At 72.8% G+C, this 17,328-nt stretch carries 18 protein-coding genes and 1 pseudogene; 9 read left to right on the top strand and 10 right to left on the bottom strand.

Annotated elements, in window-relative coordinates; translation table 11 throughout:
• The coding region (locus ACNAYW_RS22815) for a HugZ family pyridoxamine 5'-phosphate oxidase (protein WP_415851908.1) at nucleotides 1-766 on the top strand (766 nt) is incomplete at its 5' end.
• Nucleotides 767-985: 219 nt separating this feature from the next.
• On the opposite strand, the pseudogene ACNAYW_RS22810 reads toward ACNAYW_RS22815, so the two are convergent.
• Nucleotides 986-2,334 (bottom strand): annotated as a pseudogene (locus ACNAYW_RS22810) (hypothetical protein); the annotation flags it as partial.
• Nucleotides 2,335-2,477: 143 nt separating this feature from the next.
• Here ACNAYW_RS22810 and ACNAYW_RS22805 point away from each other — a divergent pair.
• Together ACNAYW_RS22805 and ACNAYW_RS22800 are read left to right on the top strand one after the other, a co-directional pair.
• The gene (locus tag ACNAYW_RS22805) at nucleotides 2,478-2,726 is read left to right on the top strand and encodes a FitA-like ribbon-helix-helix domain-containing protein (RefSeq protein WP_415851907.1); all 249 of its coding nucleotides are present in this window, start codon (nucleotides 2,478-2,480) and stop codon (nucleotides 2,724-2,726) included.
• A complete protein-coding gene (locus ACNAYW_RS22800) occupies nucleotides 2,723-3,148 on the top strand; it encodes a type II toxin-antitoxin system VapC family toxin (protein WP_415851906.1) in 426 nt (141 codons plus the stop codon). Before ACNAYW_RS22805 ends, ACNAYW_RS22800 begins: the two co-directional genes overlap by 4 nt.
• Before the next feature lie 57 nt (nucleotides 3,149-3,205).
• On the opposite strand, the gene ACNAYW_RS22795 is transcribed toward ACNAYW_RS22800, so the two are convergent.
• The 4 genes from ACNAYW_RS22795 to ACNAYW_RS22780 form a co-directional block, all read right to left on the bottom strand.
• Nucleotides 3,206-3,565: an FKBP-type peptidyl-prolyl cis-trans isomerase gene (locus ACNAYW_RS22795; RefSeq protein ID WP_068574637.1), complete on the bottom strand. Its 360-nt coding sequence runs from the start codon at nucleotides 3,563-3,565 to the stop codon at nucleotides 3,206-3,208.
• Between the two features lie 51 nt (nucleotides 3,566-3,616).
• A complete protein-coding gene (locus ACNAYW_RS22790) occupies nucleotides 3,617-4,909 on the bottom strand; it encodes a citrate synthase (RefSeq protein ID WP_415851905.1) in 1,293 nt (430 codons plus the stop codon).
• A gap of 87 nt (nucleotides 4,910-4,996) precedes the next feature.
• Nucleotides 4,997-5,884: an aldose 1-epimerase family protein gene (locus ACNAYW_RS22785; protein WP_415851904.1), complete on the bottom strand. Its 888-nt coding sequence runs from the start codon at nucleotides 5,882-5,884 to the stop codon at nucleotides 4,997-4,999.
• Between the two features lie 90 nt (nucleotides 5,885-5,974).
• Nucleotides 5,975-6,637, bottom strand: a complete 663-nt coding sequence (locus tag ACNAYW_RS22780; protein WP_415851903.1) for a TetR family transcriptional regulator — start codon at nucleotides 6,635-6,637, stop codon at nucleotides 5,975-5,977.
• A 114-nt stretch (nucleotides 6,638-6,751) separates the two neighbouring features.
• Between ACNAYW_RS22780 and ACNAYW_RS22775 the strand changes: the two genes are divergently transcribed.
• Nucleotides 6,752-7,669, top strand: coding sequence for an SDR family NAD(P)-dependent oxidoreductase (locus ACNAYW_RS22775; RefSeq protein WP_415851902.1), 918 nt, complete (start codon nucleotides 6,752-6,754; stop codon nucleotides 7,667-7,669).
• 3 nt (nucleotides 7,670-7,672) lie between these two features.
• On the opposite strand, the gene ACNAYW_RS22770 is transcribed toward ACNAYW_RS22775, so the two are convergent.
• Nucleotides 7,673-8,899, bottom strand: coding sequence for an MFS transporter (locus ACNAYW_RS22770; RefSeq protein ID WP_415851901.1), 1,227 nt, complete (start codon nucleotides 8,897-8,899; stop codon nucleotides 7,673-7,675).
• Between the two features lie 67 nt (nucleotides 8,900-8,966).
• Here ACNAYW_RS22770 and ACNAYW_RS22765 point away from each other — a divergent pair, with 67 nt between their 5' ends.
• Complete coding sequence (locus ACNAYW_RS22765) at nucleotides 8,967-10,379, top strand: amidohydrolase (RefSeq protein WP_415851910.1); 1,413 nt, start codon at nucleotides 8,967-8,969, stop codon at nucleotides 10,377-10,379.
• On the opposite strand, the gene pdxH is transcribed toward ACNAYW_RS22765, so the two are convergent.
• The gene (gene pdxH, locus ACNAYW_RS22760; protein WP_415851909.1) at nucleotides 10,376-10,996 is read right to left on the bottom strand and encodes a pyridoxamine 5'-phosphate oxidase; all 621 of its coding nucleotides are present in this window, start codon (nucleotides 10,994-10,996) and stop codon (nucleotides 10,376-10,378) included. The two genes, ACNAYW_RS22765 and pdxH, sit on opposite strands and share 4 nt — an antisense overlap.
• A gap of 47 nt (nucleotides 10,997-11,043) precedes the next feature.
• On the opposite strand from pdxH, the gene ACNAYW_RS22755 reads away from it, so the two are divergent.
• The 4 genes from ACNAYW_RS22755 to ACNAYW_RS22740 are packed head-to-tail and all read left to right on the top strand — an operon-like array spanning nucleotide 11,044 to nucleotide 14,845.
• Nucleotides 11,044-12,147: a citrate synthase 2 gene (locus ACNAYW_RS22755; protein WP_415851900.1), complete on the top strand. Its 1,104-nt coding sequence runs from the start codon at nucleotides 11,044-11,046 to the stop codon at nucleotides 12,145-12,147.
• Nucleotides 12,148-12,150: 3 nt separating this feature from the next.
• Nucleotides 12,151-13,275, top strand: a complete 1,125-nt coding sequence (gene serC, locus ACNAYW_RS22750; RefSeq protein WP_415851899.1) for a phosphoserine transaminase — start codon at nucleotides 12,151-12,153, stop codon at nucleotides 13,273-13,275.
• Between the two features lie 25 nt (nucleotides 13,276-13,300).
• Complete coding sequence (gene sepH / locus ACNAYW_RS22745) at nucleotides 13,301-14,101, top strand: septation protein SepH (RefSeq protein ID WP_415851898.1); 801 nt, start codon at nucleotides 13,301-13,303, stop codon at nucleotides 14,099-14,101.
• Between the two features lie 3 nt (nucleotides 14,102-14,104).
• Nucleotides 14,105-14,845, top strand: a complete 741-nt coding sequence (locus tag ACNAYW_RS22740; RefSeq protein WP_415851897.1) for a DUF6928 family protein — start codon at nucleotides 14,105-14,107, stop codon at nucleotides 14,843-14,845.
• A gap of 35 nt (nucleotides 14,846-14,880) precedes the next feature.
• Here the strand turns inward: ACNAYW_RS22740 and ACNAYW_RS22735 are convergent, their stop codons facing one another.
• From ACNAYW_RS22735 to ACNAYW_RS22725, 3 genes are read right to left on the bottom strand one after another with little or no spacing between them, the layout of a single operon-like run.
• Entirely contained in the window at nucleotides 14,881-16,182 is a 1,302-nt protein-coding gene (locus ACNAYW_RS22735; protein WP_415851896.1) for an MFS transporter, read from the bottom strand.
• A gap of 60 nt (nucleotides 16,183-16,242) precedes the next feature.
• Complete coding sequence (locus tag ACNAYW_RS22730; RefSeq protein WP_415851895.1) at nucleotides 16,243-16,524, bottom strand: DUF2537 domain-containing protein; 282 nt, start codon at nucleotides 16,522-16,524, stop codon at nucleotides 16,243-16,245.
• On the bottom strand, nucleotides 16,521-17,327 hold the full coding sequence (locus tag ACNAYW_RS22725; RefSeq protein WP_415851894.1) for a TrmH family RNA methyltransferase: 807 nt from the start codon (nucleotides 17,325-17,327) through the stop codon (nucleotides 16,521-16,523). Before ACNAYW_RS22725 ends, ACNAYW_RS22730 begins: the two co-directional genes overlap by 4 nt.
• Between the last annotated feature and the right edge of the window lies 1 nt (nucleotide 17,328).

The raw sequence follows: 17,328 nt of genomic DNA, 5'->3' as shown, positions 1-17,328 counted from the left end.
CCCCACCATCGCCCCGCCCCTGACCGACGTCGCCGAGCCGCGGCGCCCCTCCGCCGCCGAGGAGGCGCGGACGGTGGCGGCGGCGACCAACACTGCCACCCTCGGCAGCCTCTCCGCCGGCGGCGGCCCCTGGGCCTCACTCGTCACGTACGGGCTGCTCGGCGGCGACCCCGTGCTGTGCGTCTCGCACATGGCCGAGCACGGGCGGAACCTGGCGCGCGATCCCCGCGCGAGCGTCTCGATCGTGGCGCCCGACGCACCGTCGGATCCCCTCGCGAACGCGCGGATCACCCTGGCGGGCACCGTCCGCCGGCCCGACGGTGCGGAGCTCGCCGCCGCCCGGGAGGCCCATCTCGCGGCCGTGCCCGCCGCGCAGTACTACATCGACTACAGCGACTTCACCGTGTGGCTGCTCGACGTCGAGCGGGTGCGCTGGGTGGGCGGCTACGGGCGCATGGACTCGGCGTCGCGCGCGGATTACGCGGCCGCGGAGCCGGATCCGGTGACGCCGCACGCCGCGGGCGCGGTGCGCCACCTCAACGACGACCACGCGCAGGCGCTGCTCGACATGGCGCGGGCCCTCGGCGGCTACCCCGACGCCACGGCGGCGCGCTGCGAGCGCGCCGACCGGTACGGCCTGGACCTGCGCGTGGACACCCCGCGCGGCTGGGCCGTGACCCGGGTCGGCTACCTCGCGCCGCTCAGCGCGCCCGGCGAGCTGCGGCAGGCCACCGTCGCGCTCGCCCGGCTGGCCGCCGGGCGGTAGCGCGCCGCGTCAGTTCGCCGGGGCGACCGTCGTGGTGGTCGGGACCGGCTTCGCGACCGTCGGCTCCGGCGCCACCGGCTTCGGGGCGACGGGCTTCGGCGCCACCGGCTTCGGCGCGACGGTCGTGGTCGGCACCGGCGCGACGGTGGTGGTGATCCGCGGCGGGGTGATGACCGGCGCCTGCGTCGTCGGGGCCTGCGTGATCACCGGCGGCGCNNNGTCGTCGGCGCTACGGTGGGCGCGACCGTGGTGGGCGCGACCGTGGGCGGCGCGACGGTCGGCGGCACCGTGGTCGGCGAGGCGGTCGGCGGCACCGTCTGCGGCGACGTGCCGGGCGCGGGTGAGGCGCCGGACGTTCCGGTCGGGGCGGCGGGCGACGTCCCTGTCGGGCGGGTCGGCGTGCCGCCCTGCGTCGTGCCGGCCCCGGCGGGAGTCGTCCCGCCCGAGGTGGTCTCGGTCGCGCCGGCGGTGCGCGCGGCCGACGTCGCCGCCGCGCTGGTCGGGGTCGCGACGGCCACGGAGACGCTGGTGCCGATCGCCTCCTGGACGGCGGAGGGACTGCCGGCCTGGACGGTGGCGCCCTGCAGCGCGGCGGCGACGGGCACCGTCACCGCCGGGTCGGTGTTGACGTTGCCGGGCACGGCCTGGCCGGGCAGCGCGACGACGGGCGTCACCTTCGCCGAGGTCGGCAGCGGCGCGAGCACGACGCCGGGCGCGACGGGGGCGGTCACGGTGGTCGTCGTCGTGGTCGTGGTGGTCGAGGTCACGGTGTACACCGGCGCGAGGATGCGGCCCTGATCGCGCACGTCGACGACGCGGCCGGGCGTCACGGCCCACACCGGGTAGTACGGGTCGGTGAAGCGCGGCGGCACCCGGCGGTACGGGTTGTTGAAGAGGTTGATCGTGATGGAGACCGAGATGATCGGCTGCGGCCGCGGCCGCGTCCAGTGGCGCGGGTACACCCAGATCACGGGCACGTCCGCGCGGAAACCGGGGTCGAACCACGGCCGGGGGTACCCCGGGCGGAGCCACGGTCGCGGCTGGTCCGGAGTCCACGGCCGGACGCCCAGCTGGCGTCCGTACAGGGTCCAGCAGGTCTGCGTCTGCGCCTCGACCCCGGCGATCCACGAGCCCCAGCGGCCGGTCTCGCAGATGGCCCGGTAGGCGTCGATCTGGGGCTGCGTGTACTGCCACGGGCGGGTGTTCACGGGCCGCGACAGCGGCGCGGGCGGGGCGGGCTGCGGCGCCACCACGAGCCCCGGCACCGGGGGTGCCGGCGGGTAGTAGACGGTGGTGTTGTTGCTGGTGGAGGTGATCGTTCCCTGCGGCAGCCCCGCGTTCACCGCGGCCTGCGCGGGGATCGGGTCGCCGACCATGACGACGTCCTTGGGCGGGACCACCACTCCGTCCGTCTGGAAGGCTCCGGGGTTCGACGTGTACTGGTCGCCCGTGACGGGGCTGAAGGCCACCGGCGAGTCGTCGTTCGACGAATCCTTGCCGCACCCCGCGAGCAGCCCCGCCACCGAGAGCACCGCGACCGCCGCAGATCCGGCTTTGACCCTGTTCATCTGTCCTCCGACCCCGCTCGCCGGCGCGAGTCGCGGCGATATCCACCCATTCTTATCGGCCCGGCGCCCGCGCGCCATCGCCGGGACGGGATCGGGACCGATTCGAGACCGACGGCAGTGACAGCATCGCTGGCATTGCTGTCATGGCGACGCTGACGATCCGCAACCTCCCCGACCGGGTCCGGGACCGGCTCCGGGTCCGCGCCGCGGAGAACGGCAGGTCGATGGAGGCGGAGGCGCGCATGATCCTGGAGGAGTCCCTGGTCGAGCCCGGCGAGGTCGATCTGAGCTGGGCGGAGGCGATCATCGAGCTGGGCAACGAGTTCGGTGGAATCGAGCTGGACATCCCGCCGCGAGAGGCTCACCCCTTCACAACATTCGACGAACTGTGATCATCCTCGACACGAACGTCGTCTCGGAACTCATGCGGGGTGATGCGGCCGACCGTACCGTTCTCCGATGGGTCCGTGGCCTCGCCGAGCAGCCGAAGATCACCGCCGTCACGAAAGCCGAGGTCCTCGTCGGAATCGCGCTCCTCCCCCGTGGCCGTCGAGCCGAGCGAATGCTCGCGTTGGCGACGACCGCCTTCGCCGACTTCGAGTGCTTGCCGTTCGATACCGACAGCGCCCCGTGGTACACATCGGTTCTCGCCGATCGTCGGACTGCAGGCCGCCCGATCACCATCGAGGACGCGATGATCGCGGCGATCGCCCGGCAGACGGGGGCCGGCCTGGCCACTCGCAACACCCTGGACTTCGACGGCCTCGGCCTGCGCCTCGTCGACCCGTGGACCGCGGGCCCGCCCGAGGCCTGAGAAACGCAAGGGCCCCGCACCGTCGAACGACGGTACGGGGCCCTGAGTGCGCGACTGCTACTTGACGCCGAGCAGATCGATCACGAACACGAGCGTCTTGCCCGACAGGCGGTGGCCGCCGCCGGCGGGGCCGTAGGCCAGGGCGGGCGGGCAGATCAGCTGGCGACGGCCGCCGACCTTCATGCCCGGGATGCCCTCCTGCCAGCCGGCGATGAGGCTGCGCAGCGGGAAGTTGATGGACTCGCCGCGGCTCCACGAGGAGTCGAACTCCTCGCCGCTCTCGAACTCGACGCCCAGGTAGTGCACGTCCACGACGCTGCCGGGCTGGGCCTCGGCACCGTCGCCCACCACGATGTCCTTGATGACGAGCTCGGTGGGCGCGGGGCCCTCGATGAACTCGATCTCGGGCTTGGTCATAGAGACTCCTTTGATCAGGCGGTGCAGATTGTCGCGCCGGATGGGCGGCATCTACGCGCCGGGGTAGTCACGGGCGGTCGAGCCCGTGTAGATCTGCTGTGGACGGCCGATCTTGGTGGTCGGGTCCTCGTGCATCTCGCGCCAGTGGGCGATCCAGCCGGGCAGCCGGCCGAGCGCGAACAGCACCGTGAACATGCGCGTCGGGAAGCCCATCGCGCGGTAGATCAGGCCGGTGTAGAAGTCCACGTTCGGGTAGAGCTTGCGCTCGATGAAGTAGTCGTCGTGCAGCGCGACGTCCTCCAGGCCCTTGGCGATGTCGAGCAGCTCGTCGGACACGCCGAGCAGCTCGAAGATGCGGTCCGCGGTCTGCTTCACGATCGCCGCACGCGGGTCGTAGTTCTTGTAGACGCGGTGCCCGAAGCCCATGAGCTTCACGCCGTCTTCCTTGTTCTTGACCTTGTTCATGAAGGCGGAGGTGTCGCCACCGGAGGCCTTGATGTCGTCGAGCATCTCGAGGACGGCCTGGTTGGCGCCGCCGTGCAGCGGGCCCCACAGGGCGTTGATGCCGCCCGAGATCGACGTGAACAGGTTCGCGTTCGACGAGCCCACCAGGCGCACGGTCGACGTGGAGCAGTTCTGCTCGTGGTCGGCGTGCAGGATGAGCAGCATGTCGAGGGCCTTGACGATCTCCGGGTCCACCTCGTAGGGCTCGGCCGGGAAACCGAAGGTCATGCGCAGGAAGTTCTCCACCAGGCTGAGCGAGTTGTCCGGGTAGAGGAAGGGCTGGCCCACCGACTTCTTGTAGGCGTACGCACAGATCGTCGGGAACTTGGCGAGCAGGCGGATGGTCGAGAGCTCGACCTGCGCCGGGTCGTTGTGGTCCAGCGAATCCGGGTAGTACGCCGAGAGCGCGTTGACCGCCGAGGAGACCACCGGCATCGGGTGCGCGTTGCGGGGGAAGCCGTTGAAGAACAGCTTGAGGTCCTCGTGCAGCAGGGTGTGCCGCTGGATCTTCGCGGTGAACTCCGCCAGCTGCTCCGGGGTCGGCAGCTCACCGTGGATCAGCAGGTAGCTGACCTCGATGAACGTCGACTTCTCGGCGAGCTGCTCGATCGGGTAACCGCGGTAGCGCAGGATGCCCTGGCCGCCGTCGATGTAGGTGATCGCGGACTTGCACGAGGCGGTGTTGACGAAGCCGTTGTCGAACGTGCTGTAGCCGGACTGCGCGAGGAACTTACCGAGCGCGATGCCGTCTGCACCCTCGGTCGCCTTGACGATCGGCAGCTCGATCTGGCCGCCGGGATAGGCGACCGTAGCGTTCGCGGTGTTGTCATCGGTGGACAATGTTCGTATCCCCTCGCTGTGGTCGGCGGATAAAAGCTACCTGGCTAGAACCTAGCGGTATCGCGGTTCCCCGGGAAAATCGGGCCTTCACCGGATGCCCCATTCGGTGCCCCACCGGGCCCCCGGAGCCAGCCGGATCACGTCGGTTCCCGTGTGGAGGGCGTTGCCCGGGGCGGACATCGGCTCCACCGCCAGCGCCCGTCCGCGGCCGGGGTATCCCTTGCCGTTGACCGGGTCGGCGATGAACACCTGGGCCCACGGCAGCGACGGCGCCGTCCACAGTTCCGCCTCCCCCGACGGGCCGCGCAGCACGGTGGTCCGGGCCACGTCGGTGAAGGGGGTGTCGATCTGCACACCGTCGAGGGCGCGCGGGGCTCGGTAGTCGTACTCCGTCCCGTCGACGGTGCGCGGCGGACCGTCCGGCAGGAGGCGCCCGTCGAGGGGCTGCCACCGCCCGGCGCCGAGCTCGAGGGTGCAGGCGTCGACGGGGTCGTCCCCGACGCGGAGGTAGCTGTGGAAGCCGACGGCGAGCGGCAGGTCGGCGTCGCCGTCGTTGCGGGCCTCGAAAGCGCAGGTCAGACCCGTCTCCGCCACGGAGTACCGGATCCGCAGGTGCAGGTCGAACGGCCAGCCCGGGTGGCGCCCGACGTCGTGCACCAGGGTCACGGCGTCGGCGGCGATCTCCACGTCGTCCCAGTCGGCCCGGCGCACGAGGCCGTGGTCGGCGGTGCCGGTCACCTCGCTGGTGACCGCGAGCCGGTACACCTCGCCGTCCCAGCTGTAGAGGCCGTCCTCGGTCCGGCCGGGCCACGGCGCGAGCACGAGTCCGGCGGACAACGGCGGCTTCTCGCCGAGCGGCCACTCCTCGGTGAGGGGGACCCCCGCGCGGCGGAGGCCGCGCAGGCCCGCACCGGTTCGCGCGATCTCCGCGACGTAGCCGCCGGCGGCGATGGTGAATCCGGGCTGCACCGACATGGGCGCAATAGTACGGGCGGGCGCGGCGCCGCGAGCGCCCTCCGCCCGACCGCCGTCCGATGCAACCCTCCGCAACGTCGGGGCACGGCGTCAGCGCGCGAGCGTCCCCGCGATCACGGTCGCGACGGCGGACTGCAGCGCGGGCACGAGCTCCACGCGGAACACGGCCAGGGAGGGGTCCACGCGGTAGGCCGATTCGCACAGCCGCGACTGCTCGGCCTGCGCGTAGAGCGCACCGGAGAGGGTGAGCATCAGCGAGCCCACCGCGGCCGCGTCGTCGCCGAGCTCGGGGAGCGCCCGGGTGAGCACGCCGGCGAGGGTGTCGAGCCCGGCGAGGGCGGCGCGCTTGAACCGCACGATCGCCTCGGTGGAGACGTTGCGTTCGAGCACCGAGGCCTGCGCGGAGACGAGGTCGAGCAGGTCGGGGTGCGCGGCCGCGACGCGGGCGTAGACGGCGGCGAAGGCCTCGATCCGCTCGGGGAGCGGCGCGTCGTCGCGCACCTCCGACTGCCACGCCTCGTCGAGCTCGACGATGCAGGCGGCGGCCGAGCGGATGAGCACCTCGAGCAGCACCTCTTCCCGGGACTCGAAGTAGCGCAACACGTTCGACTTGGCGAGGCCCACGCGGCGGCTGAGTTCGCTCAGCGTGAGGGACGCGACCGGCATCTCGCCGAGCATGCCCGCCGCCGCGGCCATGATCGCCTCGCGCCGCTGCTGCCGCTGTTCCGCACTGCGCGCCCGTTGGAATCCCACGGGCCGATTTTACAGACCGTTGGTCTATTGACAACAGACCAACGGTCTCTTACGGTGGAGACATTGAACAGACCGGCGGTCTCTTAACCGTCGTCGAACCATCGAGGAGTAGCCATGAGCTGGACCGAGAACGACGTCCCCACCCAGGCCGGACGGGTAGCCGTCGTCACCGGCGCGAACACCGGACTCGGCTTCGAGACCGCGCGCGTGCTCGCCCAGAAGGGCGCCGAGGTCGTGCTCGCGGTGCGCAACACCGACAAGGGCGCCGAGGCGGCCCGGCGCATCGCCGCCGTCGCCCCGGGCGCGACGGTGCGCGTCCAGCGCCTCGACCTCGGGTCGCTCGCCGCGGTGCGCGAGGCGGCCGCGGAGCTGCGCGAGTCCACCCCGCGTGTGGACCTGCTGATCAACAACGCCGGCGTCATGTACCCGCCGAAGCAGACCACCGCCGACGGCTTCGAGCTGCAGTTCGGCACCAACCACCTCGGCCACTTCGCGTGGACCGCGCAGGTGCTCGACCTGCTGCTGGACGTGCCGGGCTCGCGCGTGGTGACCGTCGCGAGCATCGCGCACCGCATCCGCGCGAGCATCCACTTCGACGACCTGCAGTGGGAGCGCTCCTATGACCGGGTCGCCGCCTACGGGCAGTCGAAGCTGGCGAACCTGCTCTTCCACTACGAGCTGCAGCGCCGCCTCGCCGCGCGGGCGTCGGGCGCGAACGGCACCGTCGCGGTCGCCGCGCACCCCGGCATCGCCGATACCGAGCTCGTCCGCAACCTGCCGGCCGTGCTGCAGAAGGCGCAGGCCGTGGCGCCCCTGTTCTCGCACGACGCGCAGCACGGCGCCCTCCCCCAGCTGCGCGCCGCGACCGACCCGGGCGCCCTCGGCGGCCAGTACTACGGGCCCGACGGCCTCGGCGAGCGCCGCGGTGCCCCCAGGGTCGTGGCGTCCAGCGAGCAGTCGTACGACCTGGACCTGCAGCGCCGCCTGTGGGCGGTGTCGGAGGAGCTCACCGGCGTCGCGTTCCCGGTGTAGCCGTCAGCGGGTGACGCGGTAGCGCACGAAGGCGGGGACGGCGAACGCCGCGAGCACGGTGAACACGATGACGAGCACGCCGCCGCCGGCCGCGGCCATCGCCGCGCCCGCGGAGGCGGCGGCCGCGCCGTGCAGCGCGTCGCCGATGCGCGGCCCGCCCGCGACGACCACGGTGAAGACGCCCTGCAGCCGCCCGCGGACGTCGTCGGTCGCGGCCTCCTGCAGCATCGTCGTGCGGAAGGCCGCGGAGAACATGTCGGCTGCGCCGCCCAGCGCGAGCAGCACCAGCGCCGCCCACAGCCAGCCGAACTGCGCGGCGACGCCGAAACCGCCGATCGCCAGGCCCCACAGCACGATCATCACGATCACGGCCAGGCCCTGCCGGGCGACGCGCGACGTCCAGCCCGACAGCACGCCGCCGAGCACCGCGCCCACCGACATCGCCGCGAACAGGGCGCCGAACACCCAGCCGCCCTCGATCGGATCCCCGAAGTTCTCGTGCGCGATCTGCGGGAACAGCGCGCGCGGCATGCCGAAGACCATCGCGATGATGTCCACGACGAAGCTCATGAGCAGCACCTTGTGGCCTGCGAGGTACCGGAACCCGTCGATCACGGAGCGCAGGCCCAGCGACTGCCCCTTGTCCTCCGCCTTGATCGACGGCAGCTTCCACACCGCCCACAGGGTGAGCATGAGCGACGCGGCGTCGAGCGCGTACAGCCAGTGCACGCCGATGATCGGGATGAGCGGCGCGCCCAGCATCGGGCCGGCGATCGCGCCGAACTGCATCACGGTCATGTTGAGCGAATTCGCCGCCGGCAGCTGCTCGGGCGGCACGAGCCGCGCGTAGATCGCGGAGCGGGTCGGCTGGTTGACGCCGAAGAAGGCCTGCTGCAGGGCGAAGGCACCCAGGATCAGCCAGACGTTGTCCGGCAGCAGCGCGAGCATCAGGGCGGTGCCCGCCAGGCCGAGGGTGGTGCCGATGATCACCAGCCGGCGGTCCAGCGCATCGGCGATGGCGCCGCCCCACAGGCCGAAGATCACCAGCGGGACCAGGCCGAACACACCGGTCAGGCCGACGTACGCCGAGGATCCGGTGATCGCGTAGATCTGCGCAGGGACGGCGACCGCGGTGAGCTGCGCACCGATGACGGTGACGATCCCGGTCCACCACAGTCGCCGGTAGTCGGGGTTCTGCAACGGCCGTGTATCGGCCAGGAGTCTCGGCACTCGAAAGATCCTACGACTTCCTCACGATCCCCCGCGCATCGACGGACCCGCTACCGTGGCGCCGGTGATGAGGCTGGCCCGCGCGCGCATCGACGGTGACGCCCTGGTGGACGTCGACGTCGCCGGGGGCCGGATCGCCGCGCTCTCCCCCGCCGGCACCACCCGCCCCGCGGGCGACGTGCTCGACCTCGACGGGCGCCGCCTGATCCCGGGCCTGTGGGACGAGCACGTGCACGTGCGCACGTGGGCCGTCTCGACGCGCCGGATCGACGTGCGGTCCGCGACGGGACCGGAGGAGGTCGCCGCCCGGGTCCGCGCCGCGCTGCCCGACGCGGAGCCGGGCCTGCCGGTCGTCGCCGCCGGCATGCGCGACGGGCTGTGGGGCGGCGCACCGTCGCGCCTGCTGCTCGACGAGGCCGCGCCGGACGTGCCCGTCATGGTCGTCTCGTCCGACCTGCACAGCTCCTGGTCGAACGCCGCGCTCGGCCGGCTCCTGGGCATCGACCTCGACGAGACCGGGATGCTGCGCGAGGCGGCGAGCTTCGCCGCGGCCACCCGGGTCGAGTCGCTGGTGGCGGACCGCGCCGACGCCTGGGTGCTCGAAGCCCTCGCCGGCCTGGGCCGACGGGGCGTCGTCGGCCTCGTCGACCTCGACTTCGACGATGCCGTGGGCGCCTGGGAGCGACGGCCCGCCCCGCCGGTCCGGATCGACGCGGGCGTCTACCCGCAGCACCTCGACGCCGCCGAGGCCCGCGGCGCCGGCACCGGCGCCCCGATCAACGGGCTCGCCCGGGTGGGGCCGCTCAAGGTCATCACCGACGGCTCGCTCGGCACCCGTACCGCGTACTGCCACGCGCCGTACCCGGGCACGACGGGCCGCGGCGTGCTCGAGGTGCCGCCCGAGCGCCTCGTCGAGCTGTTGCGCCGCAGCGCCGCGCTGGGCCTGACCCCGGCCGTCCATGCCATCGGCGACGCCGCCAACACCCTGGCGCTGGACGCGTTCGCCGAGGCCGGGGTCCGCGGCCGCATCGAGCACGCGCAGTTGCTCACCGAGGCCGATCTCCAGCGGATGGCGGCGCTCGGCATCGGCGCCTCGATCCAGCCGGAGCACATGCTCGACGACCGCGGCCTCGTCGCCCGGTTCTGGGGCGACCGTGCCGGGGACGCCTTCCGCGTCGGCTCGCTCGTGGCCGCGGGCGTCGACGTGGTGCTCGGCTCGGACGCGCCGGTCACACCGCTCGACCCGTGGTTCGCGATCTCCGCCGCCGTCACCCGCAGCCGCGACGGCGACGCTCCGTGGCAGCCGTGGGAGGCGATCGACGCGGACACCGCGTTGCGGCTCTCGGCGCGCAGCCGGATCGCGGTCGGCGCGCCCGCCGACCTCGTGGCCCTCGGCGCCGACCCGACGCCGGAACGCCTGCGCACCATGCCCGTCGACCTCACGCTCGTGGCCGGCGGGATCACCCACCGCGCGGTCTAGGGCTGCAGGCGCACCGGCGTGTAGTCCGGCGCGACGAGCCGCACGCGGTTGTGCACCCGGTTCTCCCGGCCCTGCCAGAACTCGACGACCTGCGGCGCGATGCGGTAGCCGCCCCACTCGGGCGGCACGGGCACATCGACGCCCTCGAACCGGGCCTCGACCTCGGCGAACCGCTCCGCCATCGCGGCGCGGGAGGCGACCGGCCGGGACTGGTCCGACGCCCACGCCCCCAGCTGCGAGCCCCGGGGTCGCTCGGCCCAGTACGCGGCGGTCTCCGCCGGGAGCACCTTGGTCACGGAGCCGCGCACGTGCACTTGGCGGTGGATCGCGATCCACGGGAAGGTCACGGCGGCAGTCGGATTCGCCTCCACGGCGCGGGCCTTGTCGGAGCCGTAGTTGGTGTAGAAGACCACGCCCCGCTCGTCGAGGCCCTTGCACAGCACGGTGCGGGTGGCGGGGAGCCCGGTCTCGTCGACGGTGGCGAGCACCATCGCGTTCGGTTCGGGCGCCCCCGCGGCGACCGCCTCGTCGAACCAGGACTGCCACAGCGGCACCCAGCCGGACGCCAGGTCCTCGGGCTGCAGGTCGAAGGAGTCGCCGTCGTACTTCTCGCGCATCGCCGTCAGGTCCACGGAGCCGAGACTACTCACTAGGCTTACGCACCATGACTGAGATTCCGGGCGGGCTCGAAGGCGTCGTCGCGTTCTCCACCGAGATCGCGGAGCCGGACAAGCAGGGCGGGGTGCTGCGGTACCGGGGCGTCGACGTGGCCGACCTCGTGCGCGATCGGGTCACGTACGGCCAGGTGTGGGGCCTGCTGGTGGACGGGGAGTTCGGCAACCCGCTGCCCGCGGCGGAGCCCTTCCCGCTGCCCATCCACAGCGGCGACGTGCGCGTGGACGCGCAGGCGGGCCTCGCGATGTTGGGGCCGCTGTGGGGCTTCGAGCCGCTGCTCGACATCGACGACGCCACGGCCCGCGAGAACCTGGCGCGCGCCTCGGTGACGACGCTGAGCTTCGTGGCGCAGTCGGCCCGCGGCCTGGAGCGCCCGGCGGTGCCGCAGCGGATCATCGACCAGTCCCCCACCATCACGCACCGGTTCATGACCCGCTGGCACGGCGAGCCCGACCCCGACCATGTGCGCGCCATCGACGCCTACTGGGTGGCGGCAGCCGAGCACGGCCTCAACACGTCCACACTCACGGCGCGGGTCATCGCGTCGACGGGGGCCGACGTCTCGACGGCGCTCTCGGGTGCGGTCGGCGCGCTGTCGGGACCGCTGCACGGCGGGGCACCGTCGCGCGTGCTGCCCATGCTCGACGAGGTGGTCCGCACCGACGACCCCCGCGGCGTGGTGACCGCGCGGCTCGACCGGGGCGAGCGGATCATGGGCTTCGGCCACCGCATCTACCGCGCCGAGGACCCGCGCGCCGACGTCCTGCGCTCGGTCGCCCGCGACCTGCACGCGCCGCGGTACGAGGCCGCGGCCGCCCTGGAGCGGGAGGCGAACGCCCTCTTCGCCGAGCGCCGGCCCGACCGGGCGATCTCGACGAACGTCGAGTTCTGGGCGGCCGTGATCCTCGACTACGCGGGCGTGCCGCCGCGAATGATGCCGGCCATGTTCACCTGCGCACGGACCGCCGGCTGGTGCGCGCACGTCCTCGAGCAGAAGCGCGCGAACAAGCTGATCCGCCCGTCCGCCCAGTACACCGGCCACGGCCCGCGGCAGCCGGAGGACGTGCCCGGGTGGGACACCATTAGGATTTAGGGCATGACGATCGAGATTCCCGCCGCGCTCAAGCCCGTCGACGGCCGCTTCGGCTGCGGCCCGTCCAAGGTCCGCCCCGAGCAGCTGCAGTCGCTCGTCGATACCGGCGCCTCGGTGTTCGGCACCAGCCACCGCCAGGCTCCCGTGAAGAACGTCGTGGGCCGCGTGCGCGAGGGCCTGAAGGATCTCTTCTCCCTGCCCGAGGGCTACGAGGTCGTGCTCGGCAACGGCGGCACCACCGCCTTCTGGGACGCCGCCGCGTTCGGCCTCATCCGCGAGCGCAGCCAGCACTTCACCTACGGCGAGTTCAGCAACAAGTTCGCCTCGGTCGCCAAGGGCAACCCGTTCATCGGCGACCCGGTCGTCGTCTCGAGCGATCCGGGCTCGGCGCCCGAGCTGGTCGCGGACGGTTCCGCCGACCTCATCGGCTGGGCGCACAACGAGACCTCGACGGGTGTCGCGGTGCCGGTCAGCCGCCTCGCGGGCAGCGAGAACGCGCTCATCGCGATCGACGCCACGTCGGGCGCCGGCGGCCTCCCGGTGAACGTCGCCGACACCGACGTCTACTACTTCGCGCCGCAGAAGTGCTTCGCCGCCGACGGTGGCCTGTGGGTCGCGCTGATGAGCCCCGCCGCCCTGGCGCGCGTCGAGGAGATCAAGGCCTCGGGCCGCTACACCCCCGAGTTCCTGTCGCTGCCCATCGCGGTGGACAACTCGAGCAAGAACCAGACGTACAACACCCCCGCGCTGGCGACGCTGCTGCTCTTCGCGAACCAGATCGAGTGGCTGAACGGCAACGGCGGCCTCGACTGGGCCGTGGGCCGCACCAAGGATTCGAGCGACCGGCTCTACCAGTGGGCCGAGGCGAGCGAGTTCGCGACGCCCTTCGTCACCGATCCGGCCCTGCGCAGCCAGGTCGTCGGCACCATCGACTTCGACGAGAAGATCGACGCCGCCGCCGTGGCCACGACGCTGCGCGCGAACGGCATCGTCGACACCGAGCCGTACCGCAAGCTGGGCCGCAACCAGCTCCGCATCGGCATGTTCCCGGCGATCGATCCCGAGGACGTCACCGCTTTGACCAAGTGCATCGATTTCGTGGTCGAGCGCGTGTCGGCCGACGCGTAGCGAATCGAACAACTACCCTTGCACCATGCAGGAGCTGCGGGTTGTGGGACTGGACGACGACGGGACGTCGGTGGTCTGCGAGGGCCCCGCGGGACGTTTCCGCCTGCCGATCGACGACACCTTGAAGGCAGCCGTGAGCGGTGAACTCGGAAGCGGCACACAGACGGAGCTCGAGTTGGGCGCCGACCTGTCGCCGCGGGAGATCCAGGCCCGCATCCGCGCGGGCGCGACGATCGAGGAGATCGCGGAGTTCACGGGTGCCCCGAACCACCGGATCAAGCGTTTCGCGGGACCGGTGCTGCTGGAGCGTTCCCGCGCGGCGGAGATGGCGCAGCTCGCGCATCCCGTGCGCGGCGACGGTCCGATGCACGCCACCCTCGCCGAGGTGATCCGGTCCGCGCTGGCCGAGCGCGGCCACGCCGACACCACGGAGTGGGACGCGTTCAAGGGCGCCGACAACCGGTGGGTGGTCGCGATCAGCTGGAGCGTCGGCAAGTCGCGCAACCAGGCGCATTTCAAGTACGCGCCGGGCGCGCACGGGGGCACCGCCAGCCCCGTCGACGAGACGGCCCGCGGGCTGCTCGATCCCGACGCGCGCCAGGGCCTGCGGAGCATCGACCGGTCGGCCGACGAGCCGCTACGCGCGGTCCCGGGGCCCGTCGCGCCGGGCCCCGTCGTGGAGGGCACCGTCGAGGACCGCTCCGAGCGTCGTCCCGCCCAGGCCCCTGCCGCTGCGGCGGCGGCCGGCCAGCACGGCCGTCGCCATCCGGAGATGCCGTCCTGGGAGGACGTGCTCCTGGGCGTCCGCGGCGGGAAGAACGGGTAGGTCGTGGGCGCTACAGCTGCGACGCTCTGGTTCATCGACGTCGCGGAGCCGAAGGGCATCCTGGCCATCGTGGGCAGGCCCGACGAGGCCGCATCGCGCGCGATCGCCGAGCAGGTGCTCGGGGAGCCCGTCGTGGGCCGCCCCGAATCCCTGGCCCGCGCCGCCGATCCGCTACCCGGGCACGTCTACGTGGCCGCGTGGGGCGGGCTGACCGTGGTGACCCACGCCGGCCTGCGCGTGGACCGGCCGGGCGACCTCGACGCATCATGGTGGAACCTGGTGCCCGCGCACCGCGCCTTCCTGCTGATCGCGGCCCCGGAGCGGGCCGTCGGCGGGTTCGCACTGCGCACCGACGGCGCGCCGAAGCGGTCGTTCTCGGCGCACCCCGTCGACATCCTCGAGGACGAGGGCCTGCCCGAGATCTTCGAGGGGCCGTTCTGGGCCGGGGAGCACCCGCTCACCTACGCCGAGGGCGTCGTCCCCGACCCGCGGGCCCTGCCCTTCCACCCGATGGAGTTCGCGGAGCAGGCGAACCGCGAGATCCTCGGCTTCCGCTACACGCACCCACTCGCGCCGACGGACCTCGACCCGGCACGCATCCAGGTCATCGACTTCGTGCCCGCCTCGCTCCAGCAGCAGGTCCAGGGCCAGGGCCAGGCCGACGGTGCGCCGCAGCCCCCGGTCGAGCAGCAGGACCCCGGCTACGAGGACCGCGGCAAGGTGCGCAGCTTCTTCGGTTTCTGATCGCTCCCCCGCCGCATAGCCGTTCCGCGCGACTACTACTCCCCGCGCGCGGCAGCGTCCGCGCCCGCCGCGCCACCGCCCTCCGCAGCACCCGCCGGCGCACCCCGCGCGCCGTCCTCCCGCAACGCCTCCGCGGCGGCGGACCGTCGGAGCGCGTACAGGCCGCAGAGACCGCAGGTGACGGCAGAGATCACGCCGCCCACGAGCAGCGGCGCGGCGGGGGTCGTCACGTCGGCGATCGCGCCGAGGAGCGGCGCGCCCAGGGGCGTACCGCCGAGGAAGGCGAGCATGTAGATGCCCATCACGCGGCCGCGGTACTCGGGATCCACGGACAGTTGCATGATGCTCATCGCCGAGGTGGTGAACGCCATCTGCAGCAGCCCGACCACCGTCAGCAGCACCGCCACGAGAGCGAACCACGGCGCCAGCCCCGCCAGCACCGATGCCACGCCGAAGGCGCAGCCGCCCACGAGGCAGGTCCGCAGCGACGCCATCCCGGTGCGGCGGGCGGCGAGCAGCGCCCCGGTCAGCGTGCCGACGGCGAGCACCGTCGAGAGCAGGCCGTAGGCGTCGGCGCCCAGCCCGAAGCCCTGGCGCGCCAGTAGCGACAGCGCCAGGGGGAAGTTGATGCCGAAGGTGGAGACGAAGAAGACCGCGATCATCACCAGCGTCAGCTCCCGCCGCCGCCGCACGTACGCGAAGCCGGCCCGCAACTGCCCGCGCGCCCGCTCCACCGGCGGCGATGGGAACAACTCCCCGACCCTCATCGCCAGCAGGGCCGCGACGATGGCGCCGGTGAACACCGCGTTCACCGCGAACACCCACCCGGTGCCCACGCCCGCGATGAGCAGGCCGGCGATCGCGGGGCCCACGATCCGGGCGGCGTTGAACACCATGGAGTTCAGGCCGATCGCGTTCGGCAGCAGCTCCGGCCCCACCATCTCGATCGTGAACGCCTGCCGGAAGGGACCGGCGATCGCCGTCACGCAGCCGAAGACGAACGCGAGCACGAAGACGTGCCACAGCGCGACCACCCCGGTGAGCGTCAGCGCCGCCAGCACCGCGGCGCACGCCGCCGCCCCGGTCTGCGTGAACATGAGCACGCGGCGCTTGTCGTACCGGTCGGCGAGCAGGCCCGCCCAGGCGGAGAGGAACAGGGTCGGCCCGAACTGCAGCGCCATCACCACGCCGAGCACCCAGCCGCGGCCGTGCGCGAGGTCGAGCACCAACCAGTCCTCGGCGACGCGCTGCATCCACGTGCCCACCAGGCTCACCGACTGGCCGCCGGCCCAGAGCCGGTAGTTCCTCGTTCGCAGGGAAACGAAGACGCTGGGCACCCGTCCGATAGTAGTCCTAAGTTTTTCGCCCAGGTTTCGGACGAGCGATCGGACGAGCTTTCAGACGAGCCCGCTCGACAGCGCCGCGACGGCGGCGAGCCACGCGATCACGATCGCCCCGGCGAAGCCCGCGCAGAACCACCGGGCCACGGGGCGCAGACGGTACGCGGTCAGCACCGGCACCGCGCCCGCCGTGCCGAGCGCGAGCAGGAACAGGCCCAGCCAGCGGCCCACGGCCATCACCGCCACGAACAGACCGGAGAGCACGCCGCCCCCGAGCAGCGCCACCACCACCGCGACCGCGGTGCCGGTGATCCAGGGCGTGTACCGGGGGCCGCTCACGTGCGGGCGCGCTCGTACAGGGCCAGCGCCGCGGCCGTGGCGACGTTGAGCGAATCCGTGCCGCGCGACATGGGTATCCGCGCACGCACGTCGGCCGCCGCGATCGTCTCGGGCGTGAGCCCCGGCCCCTCGGCGCCGACGAGGTACGCCACCCGCTCCGGCGCGCCGTCCACGGCCTCCGCGACCGTCCGCTCCCCCGACGGGGTCAGCGCCACCGTCCGGAAACCGCTCTCCGCCAGCACGCCCAGGCCCGACGCCGGCCAGCCGGACGCGGGCAGGTGGGCGAAGGGCACGAGCAGCACGTGCCCCATGGACACCCGGACGGCGCGCCGGTACAGCGGATCGGAGCAGCGCGGGCCGAAGAGCACGGCGTCGGCGCTCAGGCCCGCGGCGTTGCGGAAGATCGAGCCCAGGTTCTCGTGGTCGTTGACGCCCTCGAGCACGACGACGGTCCGGGCGTCGTCGAGCACCGCGCCCGCCTCCAACGGCGCGGGCCGGCGGGCGGCGGCGAGCACCCCGCGATTGAGGTGGAAGCCCACCACTCGCGCCATGAGGTCCGCCGTCACGAGGTACCGCGGCACGTCGGGCGCCACGCCCTCCAGCCGCGCCAGTTTCGACTCGACGCCCATGATCGCGTGCGGCACGAAGCGCGACGCCAGCATCCGCTCCACCACCGGCACGCCTTCGGCGAGCACGACGCCGCGCGCGAGGTCGGGTCGCTTGTCCGCGGCGGACAGGTTGCGGAAGTCGCTGAGCCGCGGGTCATCCGCGTCGTGAATCGGATAAATCGGTTGCGCCGGCACC

This window comes from Tsukamurella ocularis, assembly GCF_965138335.1.
Lineage (GTDB): Bacteria > Actinomycetota > Actinomycetes > Mycobacteriales > Mycobacteriaceae > Tsukamurella > Tsukamurella ocularis_A.
The sequence above is the reverse complement of the archived record's forward strand: the minus strand, read 5'-3'. Positions and strand labels throughout refer to the sequence as shown.